The sequence below is a fragment of the Dickeya aquatica genome (assembly GCF_900095885.1).
In the GTDB taxonomy this organism is placed as follows: domain Bacteria; phylum Pseudomonadota; class Gammaproteobacteria; order Enterobacterales; family Enterobacteriaceae; genus Dickeya; species Dickeya aquatica.
This window is the reverse complement of record NZ_LT615367.1, coordinates 2,407,004-2,426,268: the sequence shown is the minus strand read 5'-3', so window position 1 is coordinate 2,426,268 and position 19,265 is coordinate 2,407,004. Positions and strand designations below refer to the sequence as shown.

20 protein-coding genes are annotated in these 19,265 nt (G+C 57.1%); 17 read left to right on the top strand and 3 right to left on the bottom strand.

Annotated elements, in window-relative coordinates; translation table 11 throughout:
* Positions 1-66: 66 nt before the first annotated feature.
* Positions 67-2,169: a type III secretion system export apparatus subunit SctV gene (gene sctV / locus DAQ1742_RS10880; RefSeq protein WP_035341712.1), complete on the bottom strand. Its 2,103-nt coding sequence runs from the start codon at positions 2,167-2,169 to the stop codon at positions 67-69.
* Positions 2,170-2,172: 3 nt separating this feature from the next.
* Complete coding sequence (sctW, locus tag DAQ1742_RS10875) at positions 2,173-3,342, bottom strand: type III secretion system gatekeeper subunit SctW (RefSeq protein WP_035341714.1); 1,170 nt, start codon at positions 3,340-3,342, stop codon at positions 2,173-2,175.
* Between the two features lie 322 nt (positions 3,343-3,664).
* Here sctW and DAQ1742_RS10870 point away from each other — a divergent pair, with 322 nt between their 5' ends.
* The 16 genes from DAQ1742_RS10870 (at position 3,665) to hrpN (ending at position 17,265) form a co-directional block, all read left to right on the top strand.
* Positions 3,665-4,219, top strand: a complete 555-nt coding sequence (locus DAQ1742_RS10870; protein ID WP_035341716.1) for an RNA polymerase sigma factor — start codon at positions 3,665-3,667, stop codon at positions 4,217-4,219.
* Positions 4,220-4,459: 240 nt separating this feature from the next.
* Positions 4,460-5,920 carry a PAS domain-containing sensor histidine kinase gene (locus DAQ1742_RS10865; protein ID WP_035341718.1) on the top strand — a complete coding sequence of 487 codons (1,461 nt, stop codon included), beginning with the start codon at positions 4,460-4,462 and terminating at the stop codon, positions 5,918-5,920.
* Between the two features lie 33 nt (positions 5,921-5,953).
* Positions 5,954-6,595, top strand: a complete 642-nt coding sequence (locus tag DAQ1742_RS10860) for a response regulator transcription factor (RefSeq protein WP_035345956.1) — start codon at positions 5,954-5,956, stop codon at positions 6,593-6,595.
* A gap of 460 nt (positions 6,596-7,055) precedes the next feature.
* Positions 7,056-7,982 (top strand): sigma 54-interacting transcriptional regulator, encoded by a 927-nt coding sequence (locus DAQ1742_RS10855; protein WP_051124041.1) that lies wholly within the window; start codon positions 7,056-7,058, stop codon positions 7,980-7,982.
* Between the two features lie 174 nt (positions 7,983-8,156).
* Positions 8,157-8,363: a hypothetical protein gene (locus DAQ1742_RS10850; protein ID WP_035341720.1), complete on the top strand. Its 207-nt coding sequence runs from the start codon at positions 8,157-8,159 to the stop codon at positions 8,361-8,363.
* A 78-nt stretch (positions 8,364-8,441) separates the two neighbouring features.
* Entirely contained in the window at positions 8,442-8,813 is a 372-nt protein-coding gene (locus DAQ1742_RS10845) for an EscI/YscI/HrpB family type III secretion system inner rod protein (protein ID WP_035341722.1), read from the top strand.
* A 40-nt stretch (positions 8,814-8,853) separates the two neighbouring features.
* Entirely contained in the window at positions 8,854-9,639 is a 786-nt protein-coding gene (gene sctJ / locus DAQ1742_RS10840) for a type III secretion system inner membrane ring lipoprotein SctJ (RefSeq protein WP_408609406.1), read from the top strand.
* Positions 9,640-9,642: 3 nt separating this feature from the next.
* Positions 9,643-10,278 carry a serine kinase gene (locus tag DAQ1742_RS10835; RefSeq protein ID WP_232046444.1) on the top strand — a complete coding sequence of 212 codons (636 nt, stop codon included), beginning with the start codon at positions 9,643-9,645 and terminating at the stop codon, positions 10,276-10,278.
* Between the two features lie 179 nt (positions 10,279-10,457).
* A complete protein-coding gene (sctL, locus tag DAQ1742_RS10830) occupies positions 10,458-11,075 on the top strand; it encodes a type III secretion system stator protein SctL (protein WP_035341726.1) in 618 nt (205 codons plus the stop codon).
* 364 nt (positions 11,076-11,439) lie between these two features.
* Positions 11,440-12,489, top strand: coding sequence for a hypothetical protein (locus tag DAQ1742_RS10825; protein ID WP_035341727.1), 1,050 nt, complete (start codon positions 11,440-11,442; stop codon positions 12,487-12,489).
* A 217-nt stretch (positions 12,490-12,706) separates the two neighbouring features.
* Positions 12,707-12,934, top strand: coding sequence for a type III secretion protein HrpF (locus tag DAQ1742_RS10820; protein ID WP_035341728.1), 228 nt, complete (start codon positions 12,707-12,709; stop codon positions 12,932-12,934).
* Positions 12,921-13,352 carry a type III secretion system chaperone gene (locus tag DAQ1742_RS10815; protein ID WP_035341729.1) on the top strand — a complete coding sequence of 144 codons (432 nt, stop codon included), beginning with the start codon at positions 12,921-12,923 and terminating at the stop codon, positions 13,350-13,352. The genes DAQ1742_RS10820 and DAQ1742_RS10815 overlap by 14 nt, the downstream gene beginning before the upstream one ends.
* The gene (gene sctC, locus DAQ1742_RS10810; RefSeq protein WP_067486923.1) at positions 13,345-15,411 is read left to right on the top strand and encodes a type III secretion system outer membrane ring subunit SctC; all 2,067 of its coding nucleotides are present in this window, start codon (positions 13,345-13,347) and stop codon (positions 15,409-15,411) included. The genes DAQ1742_RS10815 and sctC overlap by 8 nt, the downstream gene beginning before the upstream one ends.
* Positions 15,412-15,499: 88 nt before the next feature.
* Entirely contained in the window at positions 15,500-15,691 is a 192-nt protein-coding gene (gene hrpT, locus DAQ1742_RS10805) for an HrpT family type III secretion system protein (RefSeq protein WP_035341734.1), read from the top strand.
* The gene (gene hrpV / locus DAQ1742_RS10800; RefSeq protein WP_035341736.1) at positions 15,688-16,047 is read left to right on the top strand and encodes an HrpV family type III secretion system protein; all 360 of its coding nucleotides are present in this window, start codon (positions 15,688-15,690) and stop codon (positions 16,045-16,047) included. Before hrpT ends, hrpV begins: the two co-directional genes overlap by 4 nt.
* Positions 16,048-16,260: 213 nt before the next feature.
* Complete coding sequence (hrpN, locus tag DAQ1742_RS10795) at positions 16,261-17,265, top strand: harpin HrpN (RefSeq protein WP_035341738.1); 1,005 nt, start codon at positions 16,261-16,263, stop codon at positions 17,263-17,265.
* Between the two features lie 16 nt (positions 17,266-17,281).
* Here the strand turns inward: hrpN and DAQ1742_RS10790 are convergent, their stop codons facing one another.
* Entirely contained in the window at positions 17,282-17,515 is a 234-nt protein-coding gene (locus DAQ1742_RS10790) for a hypothetical protein (protein WP_145916178.1), read from the bottom strand.
* 13 nt (positions 17,516-17,528) lie between these two features.
* Here DAQ1742_RS10790 and DAQ1742_RS10785 point away from each other — a divergent pair, with 13 nt between their 5' ends.
* The gene (locus DAQ1742_RS10785) at positions 17,529-19,211 is read left to right on the top strand and encodes a ShlB/FhaC/HecB family hemolysin secretion/activation protein (RefSeq protein ID WP_180706109.1); all 1,683 of its coding nucleotides are present in this window, start codon (positions 17,529-17,531) and stop codon (positions 19,209-19,211) included.
* Positions 19,212-19,265: the final 54 nt, after the last annotated feature.

The window sequence follows — 19,265 nt, the reverse complement described above, 5'->3', positions numbered from 1 at the left end:
ATGGGGGGAGTGCAGCTTTTTGCATTTCCGTTTTCGGTGTCGCTTTCCTTGCGTGTCATGCGGTCATCAGGCAGTAAAAGGGTTAGCCGTGTCATGCAGGTCGATGCGCCCGACGACGTTGATAGCCAGATGTGATTCCAGCTCGGTAAAGGACAACACCGGCACATGGTGGAACTCATCTTGCAGCAGAATGCGCAGCGGGCTGCGCAGATCCTGGGCCACCAATATCAGCGCACCCAATGCAGCCATAGGCGGGAAGGCGCGGCGCAATTGCGTGAGCAGGGCCGCGGCATACTCCTGGGAGAGCGCAAAAAAGACATCGCTTTGCGTCTGGCGCAGCGCATCACGCAATAACTCTTCGGTTTCTGGCGTCAGCAGCCAGACGGTGAGGCTGTCATCCTGGCTGTACTGGTGGCAAATCTGGGCTTTGAGCGCCAGCCTGACGTAGTCCGTCAGGGCGTTGATGTCGCGCTCATGCTGGCCGACGTCTATCAGCGCTTCGGCAATCGGCCGCACGGAGCGTAGCGGCACGCGTTCGGAGGCCAGGCGCTGCAACACGCTGGCAAAACGTGACAGCGGCATGATGCGCTGTAACTCTTGCGCCAGCTCGGGCTGTTCGCTCTCAAGCCAGGCGAGAATAGACTTGGTTTCCTGCAAGCCGATGAACTGCGCGCCGCTGCGATGAATGGCATTTTCCATGCGCGAGAGGATCAAGGTATCCGGGTGCCAGACGGCCAGCTCCGGTTGTTGCAACAGCGGATGATCCGGCGTGAGCCACAGCAAATGTTGCTCATCACGGCTCGGCAGACCGGGGAAAATCTGGTCATCGTCGATGTCTGGCGGGAACTGGCTGCGGGAAGCGGCCAGCATGACGATGCCGAAACTGGCGCGTAACTGCGGAATTTCATAAACGCAAAAGCGAAACTCATCTTCAGGAACGGCCGGACTGAACTCAATATCAAATGACGGCAGCGTAAAGCCGAAGTGATAGACCAGCCGGTTACGCAAACGGCGAATGTCTTGTACCAGCGTGGAAGCAAGCGTGGTGTTCTGCCAGATAATGTTGAACTGCAACAGATAGGCGCGCGTCGGGTTGAAGCGCCGTAAATCCTGATAACCGTTCTGCTCGGCAGGCAGGTTATCGGCATCCTGTAACGCTTCTTGTAATCCACTCTGTTTGACCCGCCAGAGCTGAAACAGGCCGCTGCCAAGAGACAGCAGGCTGATAACCAGAAAAACCAGCGTTGGCATACCGGGCAGCAGGGCAAAACCGAGCATCCCTACCGAGGAGATGATCCACGCTTTAGGCTGACTGGTGAGCTGCTCGGCAATTTCCCGGCCGATATTGTTATCCATTTTCTGGCCGTCGGCAGAAACACGGGTGATTATCATCCCGGCGGTCAGGGAGATAAGCAGCGCCGGGATCTGGGCAATCAGGCCGTCACCGATGGTCAGTACCGAGTAAATGTGCATCGCGTCACCGGCGGCCATACCGTTTTGCAGCACACCGATGGCGAACCCGCCTATCATGTTGATGAAAACAATCACCAGGCTGGCGATGGCATCCCCTTTGACGAACTTCATCGCGCCGTCCATCGCCCCGAACAGTTGGCTCTCTTTGGCGAGATTTTCACGCCGCTGGCGGGCCTGCTGGGCATCGATCAACCCGGCACGCAGGTCACTGTCGATAGACATTTGTTTGCCGGGCATCGCATCGAGGGTAAAGCGTGCTGCCACTTCGGCGACGCGCTCGGAGCCTTTGGTGATAACCAGAAAGTTCACCACCGTCAGGATCAGGAAAATAACCAGCCCCACCGCCAGATTACCGCCCACCACGAAGTTACCGAATGCTTCCACCACATGCCCGGCATCTTGTTGCAGCAGAATTTGCCGGGTGGTGGAAATCGACAAGGCCAGCCGAAACATGGTGGTGAGCAGCAGCACCGCCGGAAAGGTAGAAAATGCCAATGGTTTAGGCAGGTACATCGCCAGCACGATCAGCAAGGATGAAATGCAAATGTTAAAGGCAATCAGCACGTCAATCAGGTCGGTCGGCAGCGGGATTATCATCATGAACACAATCGCCATGACAATAACGGCACCGACCACTTCTGAGCGCTGCATGGCGCTGATGGCAAAACGGTTAAGCCAGACTATCAACACGGCCATGCGTCATCCTCCGTACTGGGAACGCGAGTTCAGCGGTGATGAGGCGTCTTGCTGTTGTTTTTCATAACGGGCGAGATCGCCAATCAAACCGCGGATCAGTTGCAGCGCGGTCAGGCGGTTTTTCGCATCTCGCCACAGCGGGTGCGGTAAATCGTTGACCAGTGGCAGCAAGCCGTTAAAAAACCACTGCTGGCGTTGCACATCCTGCCCGGCCACTTCACGGCCCAGATTGTGCAAGTCACGGGCATAGGCACCGTTCGCGCTCAGGCCAATCAGCCGCCGGGTCAGTTCGACGGCGCTGAGCGTGCACGCCGGCATTTTGGCGGCCAGACGCGCGAGCAATGCCTGGCTTGCTGAAAGCGTGTGGCTGAGCTGGCGCGAGTCATTTAAGCCATTGAGCATTTTCGTCAGCGCACTTTTGGCAATGGACGGTGCCAGCGAGGCGATATCGGCGGCGAGGGCCCGCTGCAAGGTGCGTAAACCGGCAGCAAAATGCTGGGCATCAAAGCGTTCCAGTAAGGCATCAAGCAGCGCACTGGGCGATTGCTGATGAACGATACGCTGGTAGTAAAGCTCGCGCAGCGCCTGCTTTTGATTCGGGTCGGTACTGAACAGCGAAATGGCCCCGGCGGTGTTCAGGCCTGCGCGAACCTCCGGCCCTTTTTCCTGATGCAGGTGGTTGAGACTCTGGGTTGCAGCGAGGGCCAGCGACGTCTCTTGCTGTTGCTGCGCCTGATTGATCACATGGCGCAGCACAATGTCGCTGCGTGCGGCATCGCCGCCTGCGGCCTGAAGAATGTCATCCAGCGTCGGTGGTGTGGCCTGCCCCAGTAAAGCCTGCATGTGGCGGATTTGCTGGTCGAGCGTTGGATGTTTGGGGTTTTCCAGTAACTGAAATAATTCGGTGAGTTTTTCAATGCGTTCGATATTGGCCAGCATCCGGCTTTGCGGCTGACTGACTTGCCGCCGGTTTATCGCCTTGCTTTTTCGCTCGACCTGCTCACCGAAGCTGGCGGTGACTTCCTCCATCGCATCATTCAGGGCTTTATCGTGCGATGGTCTGGGCGCACTGGTGTTGACCGGTGAGTTGACCGGTTCTTGATCGTCAATGTCGTTGGCGGTGTTGCTGCTGCCGGTATTGAGTATGGGAGAAACGGTATTGAGAGAGATCATTATCCTGTCCTGCCTGATGCAGCCTCTGCTTTAACGGTGTGCAGTTATGTGGCAAGACCGTGAACCGGGTTCCCATCAAAGAATACAACCTCAAAATAAACTATAACTTTCAACAACTATCATCACATGAACCATTAGTCAGATCTTGATTGCAAGAGATTGCAATCAAGGCCACTTTTTACCGGCAAAAAATGGCGTAAAAGCGGTGTTCTTTAAAAAATAAATCAATTAAAAACAACTGTTTATTTTGTTTTTTGTGGCTGGCACAGCCTTTGCTCTCCTTGATGCGCCAATTGGGGCATCACGATGGAGAGTTAATGAAATGGACACTGTTGCGCTGAAACAAACGGACTCGTATCAGACCTATACCCCCGCCAATCCCGTGGACTGGGAGCAGGTTTTCCGCCTGCATGGCAAGCGGCTGCAAAATTTCATTCGTAAGCGGGTATCAAACCGTGAAGATGTGGAAGATTTACAGCAGATGACCTATCTGGAAGTGCTGAAAAACCGTGAAAAATTCGCCGGGGCGTCGCGCCCGGAAACCTGGGTATTCGGCATTGCCCTGAATCTGGTGCGCAATCATTTCAAGCAGTCCCGCCATCGCTTTAATGACATCAGTGATGAGGCGCTGGAAGTGGCTGAGGTGCTGTCTACCGATATCGACCCGAGCCGGATAACCGAGGGCGATCATTCACTTAATCGCGCACTGAGCGCCAGTAAGCACCTGCCGGAGGAGACGCGCAAGATGCTGATGATGCTACTGGATACAGATGTCAGCTATCAGGAGATTGCCGAGCAACTCAACATTCCTATTGGTACGGTGCGTTCGCGTCTTTCTCGTGCCAGAGGATATCTGCGTCAGGCCGTTGATGCATAAGCCCCGCGCCTGCGTCTTGCATGTCAGTACGCAGGCCCGCTTATATTGCCACGCCCGAAGGGCATCTTTGCTGAATGAGCAGGGGATAGCGCAACCTGTCAGTCAGTTTTTGGCGGCACGCCGCCTAACAGGGTCGCAGGTCCTCTTCCTGCGAAGGCGATCTCTGCGACTTTTCCTTTCTGCTGCTGACATCAGATGCAAAGGGTGTTGGCGGGCTTTAGCACGAGCAAGGAGATGGCAATGTTATATACCACACCACACCCCCGGCCTGAAGATGATGCGCCGCCGCTGGGCCTGGTGGATTTCGCGTTTAGTCGTATTAAGGATGCCATTTATATTGTTAATGATTCTGAGCATTTTTGCTACGCCAATGACGAGGCGTGCCGGGTGCTGGGCTACAGCCGCTGCGAATTTCGTCGCATGCGAATGCGGGATATTGACCCCGGTTGGGAGAGGGAGGATACGCATCGCCACTGGTGCGATCCGCGCACCTGGAAGCGCGGGCTGACCTTTGAAACCCGACATCAAACCCGCCTGGGCGTGATTGTGCCGGTAGAGGTCAGTGTCAATCATTTCAGACACAAAGGACGAAAATACAGTATGTGCGTAGTCAGGGATATTCGTGAACGTAAGCATATCGAACAATTGGCCTACGCCCGTGAACAGGAGTTCCGCGCGTTAGTGGAAAATACCCCGGATTTGATCGTGCGCTTTGACCCGCAACTGAATTGCCAGTATGCCAACCCGGCGACGCTGACCCATTTGCGATTTACCGCCGAACAACTGCACGGACGCTTGTTGACCGATTTATTGCCCCAGGCGCGCTGTGCTCAGCGGATTTTGCAACTGGTGAAGCAGGTGGTGGATACACAAAGCCCAATTGAAAGCGAACTGGAGGAAGACATTGGCCTGACCGAGGAGCGCCATCGGGTGATTCACCATATCCGCTGTGTGCCTGAGTTTGACCAAAGCGGCACACTGACCTCGATTTTGACGGTAGGGCGCGACATCACCGCGATGCGCTATGCAGAAAAAAAACTGGAGCATTCACACATGCAGCTACGGCTGCTGGCGCGTCAGCGGGAAATTTCGCGTGAAGAGGAACGCAAGCATATCGCTCGTGAAATTCATGATGAACTGGGCCAGCATTTGACGTCAATGCGTATGAGTCTGTCGCTGATGCGTATGCAATTTGCCCGCGATAACCCACACATGATGACGCAGTTACAGAATTTAATGTCGTTATCCGATAAAACCATCCAGGTGGTGCGCAACGTGGCGACGCGCCTGCGCCCCAATGTGCTGGATATGGGGCTGACACCAGCACTGGAGTGGCTGCGTGACGAATTTATTCGCCAGTATCGCTGCGCGTGTTTGTTGCTGGCACCGGAACCTGAGGTGGTTCTCAATGACGAATGCGCGACAGCGGCATTTCGGGTGGTGCAGGAGTCACTGACCAATATTGCCCGTTATGCCGAAGCGTCACGGGTGGTCATCACCCTGGAGAACTGCGCGGGTTTGATAGTGTTAAGTGTGCGTGATAACGGCAAAGGGTTTGATGCCAGAACCCCTAAGCCGCATGCCTTTGGCCTGATGAGTATGAAGGAGCGAGGCCGGATGCTTGGCGGGGAGGTGGTGGTTGAAAGCCAGCCCGGCGCGGGGACGTTGGTCAGGCTGACATTTCCAAAAGAGAGTGCGTAGGATGGGTTTTCGCTAAAGAGGACAATGATGCTGATGGACAGACGTATAAAGCTGATGATCGCCGATGATCATGTGATCATGCGTGAAGGACTAAAACAGATCTTCGCGCTGGATGATGCGCTGGAAGTGGTGGCGGAAGCGGGAACAGGCTCACAGGTATTGGTGCAACTGCGGGAGGTTCACATTGATCTGCTGCTGCTGGATATGAGCATGCCGGGCATTTGCGGTGAGGAGTTGATTATCCGCATTGTCGCGCAGTATCCGCGGCTGCCGATTTTAGTGCTGAGCATGTACAGTGAGCCGCAAATTGCCCGCCGGGTGCTAAAAAGCGGTGCCCTGGGCTATATCACCAAGGATAAAGATCCAGAAGCGCTGCTGTCGGCGATTCGCCGGGTCGCTCAAGGCACCCGCTATATTGACCACAGCATTGCCGAACAGATTGTGTTTGCTGATTGTCAGTTCAATGGTCATGGCCGTCATGAGCTGCTCACGGCCCGCGAACACCAGATAATGGTGATGCTGGCGCAGGGGCAGGGTGTCAATGCGATTGCGCAGGCGCTGGCCATCAGCAATAAAACGGTCAGTACCCACAAATCCCGCCTGATGGAAAAAATGCAGTTCACCACCAATGCCGATATCGTGAAGTACGCATTGAGTCAGCGTTTAATCGCCTGATAATAACGTTGACCGATAGGTAAAATAGGTGGCGCTATAGTTTGTATCCAGCCTGGCGGGCTATAGCGCCTGTTTGCCCGCAGCATGCGGCGCGGTCATGGTGCTGCGCCCGGTCGGGGTCAGATTATTCCTACGTTTAACTCCTCAATTCCTACCCTAACTTCAGTCGTTGGCTGATGGTTTGTTAACGCATTGCCGGTAATGCTTACGGCTACCATCAATGCTTTGTTAAAAAACGCATTTTTACAGCAGAAAATCGTCAGGATGGCGAGATGGGTGCCCGTGGTGAACGGATTGCACGCCGTGCAACATGCTCCCGCCGGGCAGAGTGCTAATGGAAGACCTCAAGATTACAGGAGTTATCATGATAATAAGGAATAGCAAACCATCGATGTCACCGCCCATAACGCCATGCCACCATGCTGCGGATACCGGGGCGGTACTCTCTCTTTCACCAGGTATGACCGCTTGCGATGCACACCGCGTCGAGGATATTCACGATTCGCTCACGTCGCTGATTCACACCATTGCGCCACTGAATGTGGATATTGTGCTGGAGGGCGAAACCGGCACCGGCAAAGACACGCTGGCGCGGCGCATTCATCAGTTGTCCGGTTGCGCAGGCCCGCTGGTGGCGGTGAACTGCGCCGCCGTGCCGGAAACGCTGGCAGAAAGTGAGCTGTTTGGCGTGGTGTCCGGTGCCTATACCGGCGCTAACCGCTCTCGTGCCGGGTATCTGGAAACCGCCGATAAAGGCATTCTGTTTCTGGATGAAATCGACAGTATGCCACTGACGCTGCAAGCCAAAATGCTGCGGGTGCTGGAAAGTCGCGGTATTGAGCGGCTGGGGAGCACACAGTTCAAACCGGTGGACATGCGTGTCATCGTTGCCACGCAGACACCGCTGCATCAGCTGGTCGAGGCCGGGCGTTTTCGGCGTGACCTTTACTTCCGTCTGGACACGGTAAAAATTCAACTGCCGACGTTGCGCGCTCGAACCGAGGTGATTTTGCCGCAGTTTCAGCGCTTTGTGCATGCGGCCGCCGCGCGCCTCAAACGCCCGATACCGGGGCTCCCGGTGCGCATTCAGGAGCAACTTCTGATGCACGGCTGGCCGGGCAACCTGCGCGAACTTAAAGCGGCGGCAGAACGCTGGGTTCTGGGGTTATCACCGGTGCCGATGGCCAATGCCGCGGCTCTGGCTCCCGATAACGAATCGCTGACCTCGTTAAAAGGGCGTTTACGACGTATCGAGCGCTTTCTGATTCAGGAAGCCTTGCAGCGTAATGACCACTGTATCGATACCGTGGTAAATGAATTGGGTATCCCTAAACGGACGCTGTATCACCGTATCAAGCTGCTCAATGTAGCCGCGCGGGGACTGTAATTTTCAGGGTATCACCCTGTTATCACCACCAGGGGAAAAAAAGTGAATCGCTATCGGAACCACCTCAGGCTATCTCCTACTTAACTTATGAACACGATGACTGTGTCAGTCGCAACGTTCAGCAGCGAAACTCATTTATCAAGCAATTCAATCAATTGTTAACTGGAGATATCTATCATGATGGGACTTTCTAACGCAGCAGCAATGGCTTCCATGGCAACTCTGGACAAAACCATGGCACAGACTACCGCGATGACCACCGCCGCTCAGTCACAGAAAATGAAAACAGACGCCATCAGCTCAATCACGGACGGCCAGATGGACTCCGCCACCAAAGCCATGAACTCCGGGCAGAAAGCGGCCAAAGCCATCCAGTTCTGATATTGCGCAGGTCGTCGACTACCGGGGGAATTCCCCCGGTTTTTTATCCTGTCAACATCCATCGAGAGGAACGGACTCATGATGAAAATCAACCGCGTCAACGAATTTCAGGGAACGATCGGTGAGGGGGAAGCGCGCAGTGCCGATGTGCCTGCGCAGTCGGATGTCGCCTGGTTTAGCGCGGCGCTGGATCCGGCAGCGGCTGCCCCCACCGCTCCGGCGGCTGACAACAACGCCTTGCTGGGGGCGCTGGCGGCAAAATCTGACAACCTGGACAACATGTTACAGAAAGCGGAGCGTCAGGTCGGCAAAAGCATCAACAGCAATAACCCCAAAGATGTCATGGATGCCACCCGCACCTTATCGTCGTTTTATCTGGAGAGCCTGCTAAATGCCAAGGTGGTGGCCAAAAGCGTCCAGAGTCTGGAAAAACTCACCAACCTGCAATAAGTCTGCTCACTGTAATCCTCAACACACAATCAATGGCGGCATGATGAGTAAATTCGTTCTGCATCGACTCCTCCTGTTGTGGCTGGTTCTTCTGCTGGCGGGCTGCGGCGATCGCGTTGAACTGCACCGTGGTCTGAGTGAAAACGACGCCAATGAAGTGATTGCCGCCCTTGGGGGTATCGCATCGGGGCGGAAAAACGCACCGATAAAAGCGGTGGTTACGATCCTGATTGACGTAAAAGATATCGAACGGGCGGTGAATATTCTCAATGCCGCCGGATTACCCCGCCAGACCCGTACCAACCTGGGCCAGGTGTTCCAAAAGACCGGGGTTATCTCAACACCGCTGGAAGAACGCGCCCGGTATATTTATGCCCTGTCACAGGAAGTGGAATCTACCCTGACACAAATTGACGGCGTGCTGGTGGCGCGCGTGCATGTGGTGTTGCCCGAGCGGATCGCCCCCGGAGAGCCGGTTCAACCCGCGTCTGCCGCAGTGTTTATTAAATACCGGCCAGAGCTTGAGCCAGACAGCATTGAACCGCGCATTCGTCGCATGGTCGCCAGCAGTATTCCGGGGTTGGCGGGAAAGAGCGACAAAGAGTTGGCTATCGTGTTTGTGCCGGCAGAACCCTATAAAGACCATATTCCCAAAGTGTCGCTGGGGCCGTTTCAGCTCACACCACAGGCGATGAACCAATTACAGTGGCTGGCAGCCTTGCTGGCCTTGACGCTGGCCGGGGTGCTGGGCTGGCGTTTTGGCAAACCGTGGTGGGCGCAATTTCAGGCACGGAAAAAAGCCGTGCAGCCGGATGCCGGAGCCTGACACATGCATAACGACAGTGGCGTTGACAGTGCAGTTAATGAACGCGCATTTAATGGCGTAACGCTCAATGACACACAGGCAAACGACCTGCTGCTCTGGTACCGCTGGTGGTGCTACGGCTGTTTGCAGCAGGCGCATTCAAGCTGGCATAGCGGGCGCTATCATCACCGTGAGATGGCGCTGGCCGCGGTACACCACGCTGCACTGTGTCATCGCCTGGGTATCACGCCCACGTTGCCACCAGCCCCGCAACCTGCGCTACGACAACTGGCACAGCTCAACGAACCGCAACGAGATCGCGTCCTGATGCTGATGGCGACCGTGTGCCGGGAAGGGGGATATCCGCTACCGGATGCGCTCTCGCTCTGGTGCCGGCGTTTGGCAAAGGCGCTGCGTCCTGGCCTGTGGTTGCCTGCGGCACTGCGCTTTGACCAGCAGCTCCGGCAGGATGCTCTGGCCATTCTGCACTGCCGTTTCCCGGCCTCCTGCGGGTCACGCCTGCAATTGCTTTACCCGCGCGAAGAGGGGCGGGCGGTTATCGGGTCATGGCGTGATAACGTGCCGCAGAGTCGGGTATCAGCATTGTGCGATGCCATTATCTGGAAAGCCGCGGATGATACCGCCTTTGCTGGCGTATAACCGGCCGCTGAACGGAGGTGGTCGGTTCAGTGCAAAATAGTTTACTTGGTAAACTAATTTTGATGGGCTTATTGTACGACTTGAACGCATTGTGCAAGTAACGCCTTGCGCAGCTAAAGCATGACGGGGTAGTGCGGCTTTAACGCACCCCGATGTCATCAACATCAGGGAGTGGAGTTATGTTGACGAAAAGGCAGTTAGCGCTGGTTGCAGGTACGGATGTTCAACACAGGCAGGTGATCCCGGCTGGCCAATTACAACAACATCAGCAGGGGCTGACCGTGATGGACGCTGCCCGCCAGCAGGCGCAAGTTATGCTGGAAGAGGCCGCGCAGCAGGCGCAGCAAGCTGTTATTCATGCAACCCGTCAGGCAGAACAGCAGTTCTGGCAACAGGCGGATGATATTTTGCACGGCTGGCAGCAAGAGCGCGAACAAACGGAGGCCTGGCTGGTGTCACAGTGCGCTCAGTTGCTTAATGAAGCCATGACACAGTTATTAACGGCCGTACCGGATGCCGAACGTTACCCGGCCTTGCTGCGACAGTTATTGCGCACGCAGGGCGGCGATGGGCGTGGCAGGCTCTATTGCCACCCGGAACGACAACCGGAGGTGTCGGCCTGGCTGGCAGAACATACCCACCTGGGCTGGACATTGACTGGGGATGATTCATTACCCCACGACGCGCTGAAGCTGGTAACGCCACAAGGGGTGATGAGCCTAAGCTGGCAGCAGGCGGTGGCGCAGTTACTACCGGCCACGCCGCCCCTCTCGCAGCCTGAAAATGCCGTCCCCTGATGACAAAATAACGTACCACCGCTCACACAACGCCCGGTATGTTAACGTTACAGGTCAATCTGCTAAGGTCATCTCACAGCGCCACAGCAATCGCTAACGGGGGGTTGGATAACCCGCGGCGCTGACTCGTTATCGCAATGAATTCGGCTTTGCAGCCAGGTGCATCGGCAACGGACGGCGTTTGACACAGCGGTATCGCCACCCCATCTGTTTACCTCAGTCTCAGGGGGCCAATACTGCTTTCACCATTGCTGCCTGAAAGGGCGTGATTTTGCCCAATCCTGCCATCCTTGCTCTCGTTACATTGTGCCGGTTCATTGCCCTGACGAACATCTTTCGTATTGTAACTGTAACGAGGTTAATCATGGAAAAAGTACTTATTTGGTTTTGTGGTACCGGGACCACCCAGCAGGATTTCCTGTCGAATGTTGAAATCAGCGGGTTTAACACGATTGTCGCCATTGACGGCATCGGCACTGCCGCCATGCTGACCAAAACCCAGGTGCTGGCAAAACGCGAAACCTGGACAGGCACCTTCGCGGATATGAGCAACAAACTGGGTGTGCTCTACGATCAGGTCAATGGTTATGATGACCGTGCCGATGTGGTCACGCTCAACAGCCTGTTCCCGCTGGTCGATCATCTGCAAACGCTCAATGAATACCAACTGGTGATCGGCGGGCATAGCCGCGGGGCGGCTGTCGGTTTAACCGAATTCCTGGCTGAACTGTATCAACTGGCCGGGCTGAATCAGGCTCCCGGCGTCTGGGCCAAGGCCAAAACCATTCGTCTGGTGGTGGTTGACCCGGTACAGGGCCAGCAGGATTCCGATAAAGACACCAATGCCTTCAACGCCATTTTGAAAAACAAAACGCTGGCACAGATTCTGGCTGAGCTGGAAAGCAAGTGGTTTGGCGGCCGTGAGGTCTTTGAAACCTTTGTCTACAGTGCCCGCTACGATGCGCGCTCAAGTTTCGCATTTGACTACCGCTGGTATCACTTCATCACCGAACAGATGGGCAAAGTCGCAGGGCCAGCCAAACGTGCCAAACTGGTGATGGCCGGTTTCCGTCACTCGGCACCGGTCAGCAAGGAGGATGAAATCTCCGCGTTGTATCAGGGGAAAGGTGTGGCACCGATTGCGTTCTTACAGCAACTGGTGTCGTTTGACCCGAACTGGGAAGCCTCGGCTCGCCAGTTGAGCCAGCTTGAAAACGACTATCTCAACGCACTCGCCGCAGGCAGTAAAAGTGACCTTATCAGCCAGCTGGACAAACAGACCAGCCTGTTGTCCTACGGCATTACCGGCCTGATTGGCGGCAAGTCACTGCAAAAAACGCTGGCCTCGGATAACCCGAAGAAACCGGAGTATCGCCGTTTTTACCGTTACCAGTATGGCAGCACGCCATTTTAAGGTACTGAGGTCATCTCACCGGCTGCAATGGGCATTGCAGCCGTTTTTACCGGGTTGATACCCGATTCCTCGGCATTTGCCATCCTGCGTTTTACGGGGCACAACAGGTTCAAAGCATTTTTTCGCCTCTCTTTTCACCCTGCCCGGAACTCCTCCCGCCCTCCTGCCACACAACAACAGGTCAATTGGCCGGTTAACGTTACGGGAGTACGCGATTATGTCTTCATCTTCACCTATTCAGCGTCGGCTGGACAGCGCGTTTGTTGATGCGCAGTCCCGGCTTGACGACATCGCCCTGAGCGTCTCGCAAGGGGAGGTCAGCCTGTCTGACAGCTATGCCTTTTATGAAGCCAGCATGGATTACTCGAATGCCAACTGGGCAGCCGGGCAAATGCTGAGCGTCAAACACGGGCTGGCGAAGGCCATCATCAATGACTTCAACTGAGTGGGTCACGCTCATTGAACGCTGGCTTAACAGTACCTCGGGCCAACTGACGCTCCACATTGACGATGGCGAGGTGCTGCTGGCCCGTCACCCTAACGGAATAGGCGCAGCGGCGGCAATAAATCTGCCCTACAGGATAGATGAACGCGAGCTGTACACGGCACTGCGTTACTCCTGTGCGGCGGTACTGCGCCTTGGCAGGGAGGCCGCCTCGCTCAGCTTATCGGCTGACGGGCAATTATGGTTACTGACGCGCCATGAACCGGATGACCCGGTACGGCTGTGTCAAACCCTGGAAGCGCTGGTTAATCAGCGGGATGCGTGGCAAGGACTGCTGGCCCCGGCAACCCGGTCGGTGTCATCGCTACCGCGGAATCTGAAAACACTGGCTTTTTTGCAAGGAGATCAGCATGCGTAACGCACTGTATGCATTTTTATTGACGGTTTATCGCCTGTTTTGCTGGTCGGTGGTGCTGGTGGGCATGATGCCGATGGCACATGCGCTAACGCCGTCAGACTGGAGTAAAGGCGCTTATGCCTATTCCGCTGAACAGACGCCGCTGTCGGTCATTTTGCAGGATTTTGCCACCAGTCACGGCGTCGATCTGGTGCTTGGTAACATTGATGATGTCAATATCGAGGCCAAAATCCGGGCGGATAACGCCGTCGCCTTTCTTGACAGGCTGGCGCTGGAGCACCGGTTTCAGTGGTTTGTCTATAACAATGTGCTGTATGTCAGCCCGCAAGACGCCCAAACCTCGGTACGTATTGACGTCTCGCAAGATGCGGCACCGGATATGAAACAGGCGCTCACCGGTATCGGGTTGCTGGATGCGCGCTTTGGCTGGGGAGAGCTGCCGGAAGAGGGGGTGGTGCTAGTGACCGGCCCGGCGGAATACGTCAACCTGATCCGTCATTTTAGCCAGCAGCGTGAAACCAAAGACGATCGCCGCAAAGTGATGATCTTTCCTCTGCGTTATGCCTCTGTTTCCGATCGCACCATTCAATATCGCGATCAAAAGCTGGTTATCCCCGGTGTGGCGACGATCTTAAATGAGCTGATGGACGGTAATCACGGCAACCCGGCGGGGGCGGCGGCAACCAGCGGTATCGGCAGCGAGGGCAACATGGCGGCGGCAAACAGCATTGCCGGTGGGCCGGATGCCAGTCAGGCCATCGAGATGAATGCCCGCACCATGCTGGCCAGGCTTGCGAGCCGCAACAGCGGCAGCGCCGGACGTAACAAGAAAGATCAACTTAACGGCAAAGTGTCGGCAGATGTGCGTAACAATGCCTTACTGGTGCGTGATGATGAAAAACGCCGCGAGGAATATCAGCAACTGATCGACAAAATCGACGTGCCGCAAAATCTGGTGAATATCGATGCCATTATTCTGGATGTGGATCGCACCGCGCTCTCAAGGCTGGAAGCCAACTGGCAGGGGAAGCTGGGGGCCGTGACCGGTGGCGCGAACATGATGTCGGGCTCCAGTACGCTGTTTGTCAGTGATTTCAAACGCTTCTTCGCCGATATTCAGGCGCTGGAAGGGGAAGGCACCGCCTCGATCGTCGCCAACCCCTCGGTGTTGACGCTGGAAAACCAACCAGCGGTGATTGATTTCAGCCGCACCGCATTTATTACTGCCACAGGCGAACGCGTCGCCAATGTGCAGCCCGTGACCGCAGGCACCAGCCTTCAGGTGACGCCGCGTGTGGTAGGGCGCGGCAGCCTGAGCAGTATCCAGTTGGTTATCGATATTGAAGACGGCCAGGTAGAAACCAACACCGAAGGCACCGCCTCGGGCGTGAAACGTGGCACCGTCAGCACTCAGGCACTGATTGGCGAAAACCGGGCGCTGGTGCTGGGCGGTTTTCACGTTGAGGAGAGCGGCGATCGTGATAAACGAGTACCGCTGCTGGGCGACATCCCGTGGATCGGTAAATTATTTACCTCCCGCCAGCACGAAGTGTCCCGGCGGGAACGGCTGTTTATCCTCACGCCGCACCTGATTGGCGATCAAAACGATCCCACCCGCTTTGTCTCGGCGGATAACCGCCGCCAGCTCAACGATGCCATGGGGCGCGTTGCCGAGCGCAACAGTAAAACCAACCTGTTTGGCATGGTGGAAGGCGCACTGCGCGACCTGGCTGGCGGTCAGACGCCAGCGGGTTTTACGATAGACCACAGCGGTGCACGCTTATCCGAGATCTGCCGCAGTTCACCGTCGCTAAGTTATCAGCCTGGCCGCCATCAGTGGTACAGCAATCTTTCCATCAGCCTGGCCGTTGGCGTAGTCAAGAACACCGGCCACCAGCCACAGCGGTTTGACGAAGCGAACTGTGCCAGTAACCGCACGCTGGCGGTGGCGGCCTGGCCGAAAACCACGCTGGCTCCCGGTGAGTCCACCGAAGTGTATCTGGCGTTGTTGCCAGCTAAAAATGCACAGCCCGTGCGAGCGTCACTGCTTAACCCGTAATACGCCATAACCCTGTAAGTGATGACCGCGCATCAACGTATGTACCCGAGTCATCGCTTCATTTTCCGTATCCGTAGGGAGAAAAATCATGCGTTATCCGCTGCTTGCACTGTTGTGCGCCACCTTGCTACTCAGCGCGTGTACTACGACGCGAGCCCCGTCATTGACTTGCAATAACGTCAGTTGCCGCCCGGAGCCGGAATCGCGGCAAATGGTGATTTGGTGGCAAACCGATTTGCGTCCGGGCGCAGCCGATTTCACCCAGGTGAGCGTGCCATGACCGACACCCTCCTGCCATTTAGTAGCGCGGCGAGCTGGATGGCCGCGCTGGCCCGGCATCAGCCGGGGCGCTGGTCGCCGCAACCGGGCGTGGAGTTGGTGTGTCAACCCGGTGAAGCGGGCTGGGAGGTGATGTTACACATTCAGCCCGCGCAGCAGCCTCCCGGCCTGTTACGCACGTTACTGAACCGCCGCTATCAACAGGCCGAGCGCTATGAAGGCAGTCACCTGTGCCTGAATGGCCGCAACGTCTTGATCATTTGGTGGCCGCTGCCCCAGGAGCCTGCGAGCTATGCCCAGGTGGTGGAACAGCTGTTTGCGCTGGCGGGATTGCCGCCCGCGCCCTTCGTGGTGTAGCCCGTCTCTCGCAGCGGCTGACAGAGCAGGCCCGCGAACCGTCGTTGCTGAAAAACGCCATTTTTGCAGCAAAAAAAAGCAATGTCTGGAACCGTTTTAAGGCCGTTATCACTCAGTAATCAAGTATCCAGCATGATGCCGACATCAAGCCTGGCGTCGGCATCCGTTGCAGATACTTACGCCAATACCTGACATCAATAAGGAAATGAAATTATGCAAATTACTATCAAAGCGCACATCGGCACCGATCTGGGCGTTGTGGGATTGGGGCTGGGTAATCAGGGGCTTAAGGGGCTGAATTCTGCCGCTTCATCCCTCGGCTCAAGCCTGGATAAGCTCAGCGGTACACTCGACAAACTAACGTCCGCACTGACCTCGCTGATGTTTGGCGGCGGCACAGGCGCGGCGCAATCTGGGAAAAATGCGCTGTCCTCTGCGTTTAGCCCGCAGGGTAACACCGCCGGTGGCAGTAACCTGTTATCGACCCCGAAATCCGGCAACGATGCCCTGTCAGCGATGTTTGACAAAGCGCTTGATGACCTGCTCGGCCATGACACCGTGACTAAACTGACCAACCAAACCAACCAACTGGCGAACAGCCTATTGAATGCCAGCCAGATGACACAAGGCAACATGGACGCCTTTGGTGGTGGCCTCAATAATGCACTGTCGTCTATTCTGGGCAATGGCCTGAGTCAGGCTACGGGCGGTTTCTCTCCATTATCGCTTGGCGCTGGTGGCCTTCAGGGGCTGAGCGGCGCTGGCGCATTCAGCCAACTAGGTAATGCTATCGGCATGGGGGTGGGGCAAAACTCGGCGCTGCATGCACTGAGCAACGTCAGTACGCATGTCGATGGCAATAATCGCCACTTTGTGGACAAAGAAGACCGTGCGCTGGCAAAAGAAGTCGGCCAGCTTATGGATCAATACCCCGACGTATTTGGCAAACCGCAATACCAAAAAGATGGCTGGAGCTCACCGAAAACGGATGATAAATCCTGGGCGAATGCACTGAGTAAACCTGATGATGACGGCATGACCGGTGCCAGCATGGATAAATTCCGCCAGGCATTAGGCATGGTCAAAAGCGCCGTCGCCGGTGATACCGGCAACAGCAACCTCAGCCTGCGCGGGGCCGGTGGTGCCTCGCTTGGCATCGATGCGGCCGTCGCCGGTGATAAAATCGCCAGCCTGGCACTGGGGAAACTGGCGTCCTGATTCTCCCCGACAATCGTTATCCACCAAGAGACGGCTCCCCGTCTCTTTTTTTATGGCGCGAGCCCTGAGCGGCGTCTGCCGGGCAGCCGGAACGGCGTGCCAAAAAAACTTTAAGAGTATTTTGGTTTTTGTTTACCTCTGAAAATAACAAAAAATTATTAGGTGAATTTTTGTAAGTTTTTGTATTGTTTTTGAAAATAGGGCGCATTACTATCCGGCCACTTTTTTTTCCTTCGGGCTTTTTTTTCATCAGGGACGACGCTATGCGTGTCAGCATCAGGACGACGGGCAGGGCATGTGCCCTGCTGTGGGGCGCAGCCCTGTTATATGGCGCGGGCGCACAGGCCGCCCCGCTTACCCCGGCGGAGCGCCGCGAGAGCGCGCAGCACCAGTCAGATCTTATCGGGCAGGCGCGCCGTGATCGCGAGGCGCTGCTGCCGCTCACGGCGGTCACGGCCGCGCCCCCGGCCGCGGGCACGGCGGACGCCGGCCCCTGTTTTCCCCTTCATCGCATCCATTTTCATCACAGCACCCTGCTGGACGCCGGCGACCGGGCGCGGCTCAGTGCGCCCTATGTCGGGCAGTGCGTGCAGCTGGCGCAGATAAACCAGCTGGTGCACGACGTCAGCAACTGGTACATCGAGCGGGGCTATGTCACCAGCCGGGCTTTTTTACGCGAGCAGGATTTGTCGGGCGGCGAGCTGCAACTGGAGATCCTGGAAGGGCGGGTGGAGGCCATCACGGTCAACCAGGCGACGGCGGGGCTGACGCGGGCGGCGTTTGCGGGCATGGAGGGGCAGGTGCTGAACCTGCGCGACATCGAGCAGGGCATGGAGCAGATGAACCGGCTGCCGTCACAGCAGGTGACGGTGGAGATAGCGCCGGGCCGCGAGGCGGGGTACTCGCGGGTGAACCTGACGCGGGCGGTGCGCGGGCCGGTGAGCGGCAGCGTGACGCTGGACAACAGCGGCCAGCGCAGTACCGGGGTGTGGCAGCTGTCGGGCAGTCTGGTGGTGGATAACGTGCTGGGGGTGGCAGACCAGTGGTTTGTCAGCCCGGGGCACAGCAGCCGGTTTGCCAGCAGCCACGATGCGCGCAGCGTACAGGCGGGGATGACGGTGCCGTGGGGGTACTGGACGCTGGGGTACAGCTACTCGCAGAGCCACTACCGCAACATTTTCATCAACCGTGACTACCCGTGGGACTCGGCCGGGAGAAGCGACACGCACCGGCTGTCGCTGTCGCGGGTGGTGTACCGCAACGCGCGCATGAAGACGGCGCTGTCGGCAACGGTGAGCCGGCGCAGCAGCCGGCACACGCTCAACGGCACGGTGCTGCCGTCGGGGCGGCAGTTCAGCAGCGTGTCGCTGGGCCTGGGTCACAGCCAGACGCTGTGGGGCGGGCTGGCGACGTTCAACCCGGGTTACAGCCGCGGGGTGCGCTGGCTGGGCGGGGAGACCGACGCGGGGCGTGAGGCGGGCGCGCCGCGGGCGGCGTTCAACAAGTGGACGCTGTCGGCGAGCTACGCCCACCCGCTGGCCGACGGGGTGGGCTACCTGGGGAGCCTGTACGGGCAGTATGCGGCGGACCGGCTGTACGGCGTCGAGCAGCTGACGCTGGGGGGAGAATCGTCAGTGCGGGGTATCAGGAGCCAGTACACGGCGGGCAACCGGGGGCTGTACTGGCGCAATGAGATGACCTGGCAGGCGGGTCAACTGCCGGGGCTGGGGGCGATAGGGGTGCTGGCGGCGCTGGACGGCGGTCAGCTTTACAACCACCGTCAGGACACGGAGACGGCGGCGTCGCTGTGGGGCGGGGCGGTGGGGCTGACGGCCTCGGGCGGCGCGCTCAGTCATCAGGTGACGGTGGGGTGGCCGCTGGCGTACCCGGCGTGGCTGGAGCCGGACCGGGTGGTGGTGAGCTACCGGGCGGGCGTGGCGTTCTAGCGGGCCTGCCGGGCGGACTGACGCCCGGGAACAGCGTGAACGATTGAACAGAGT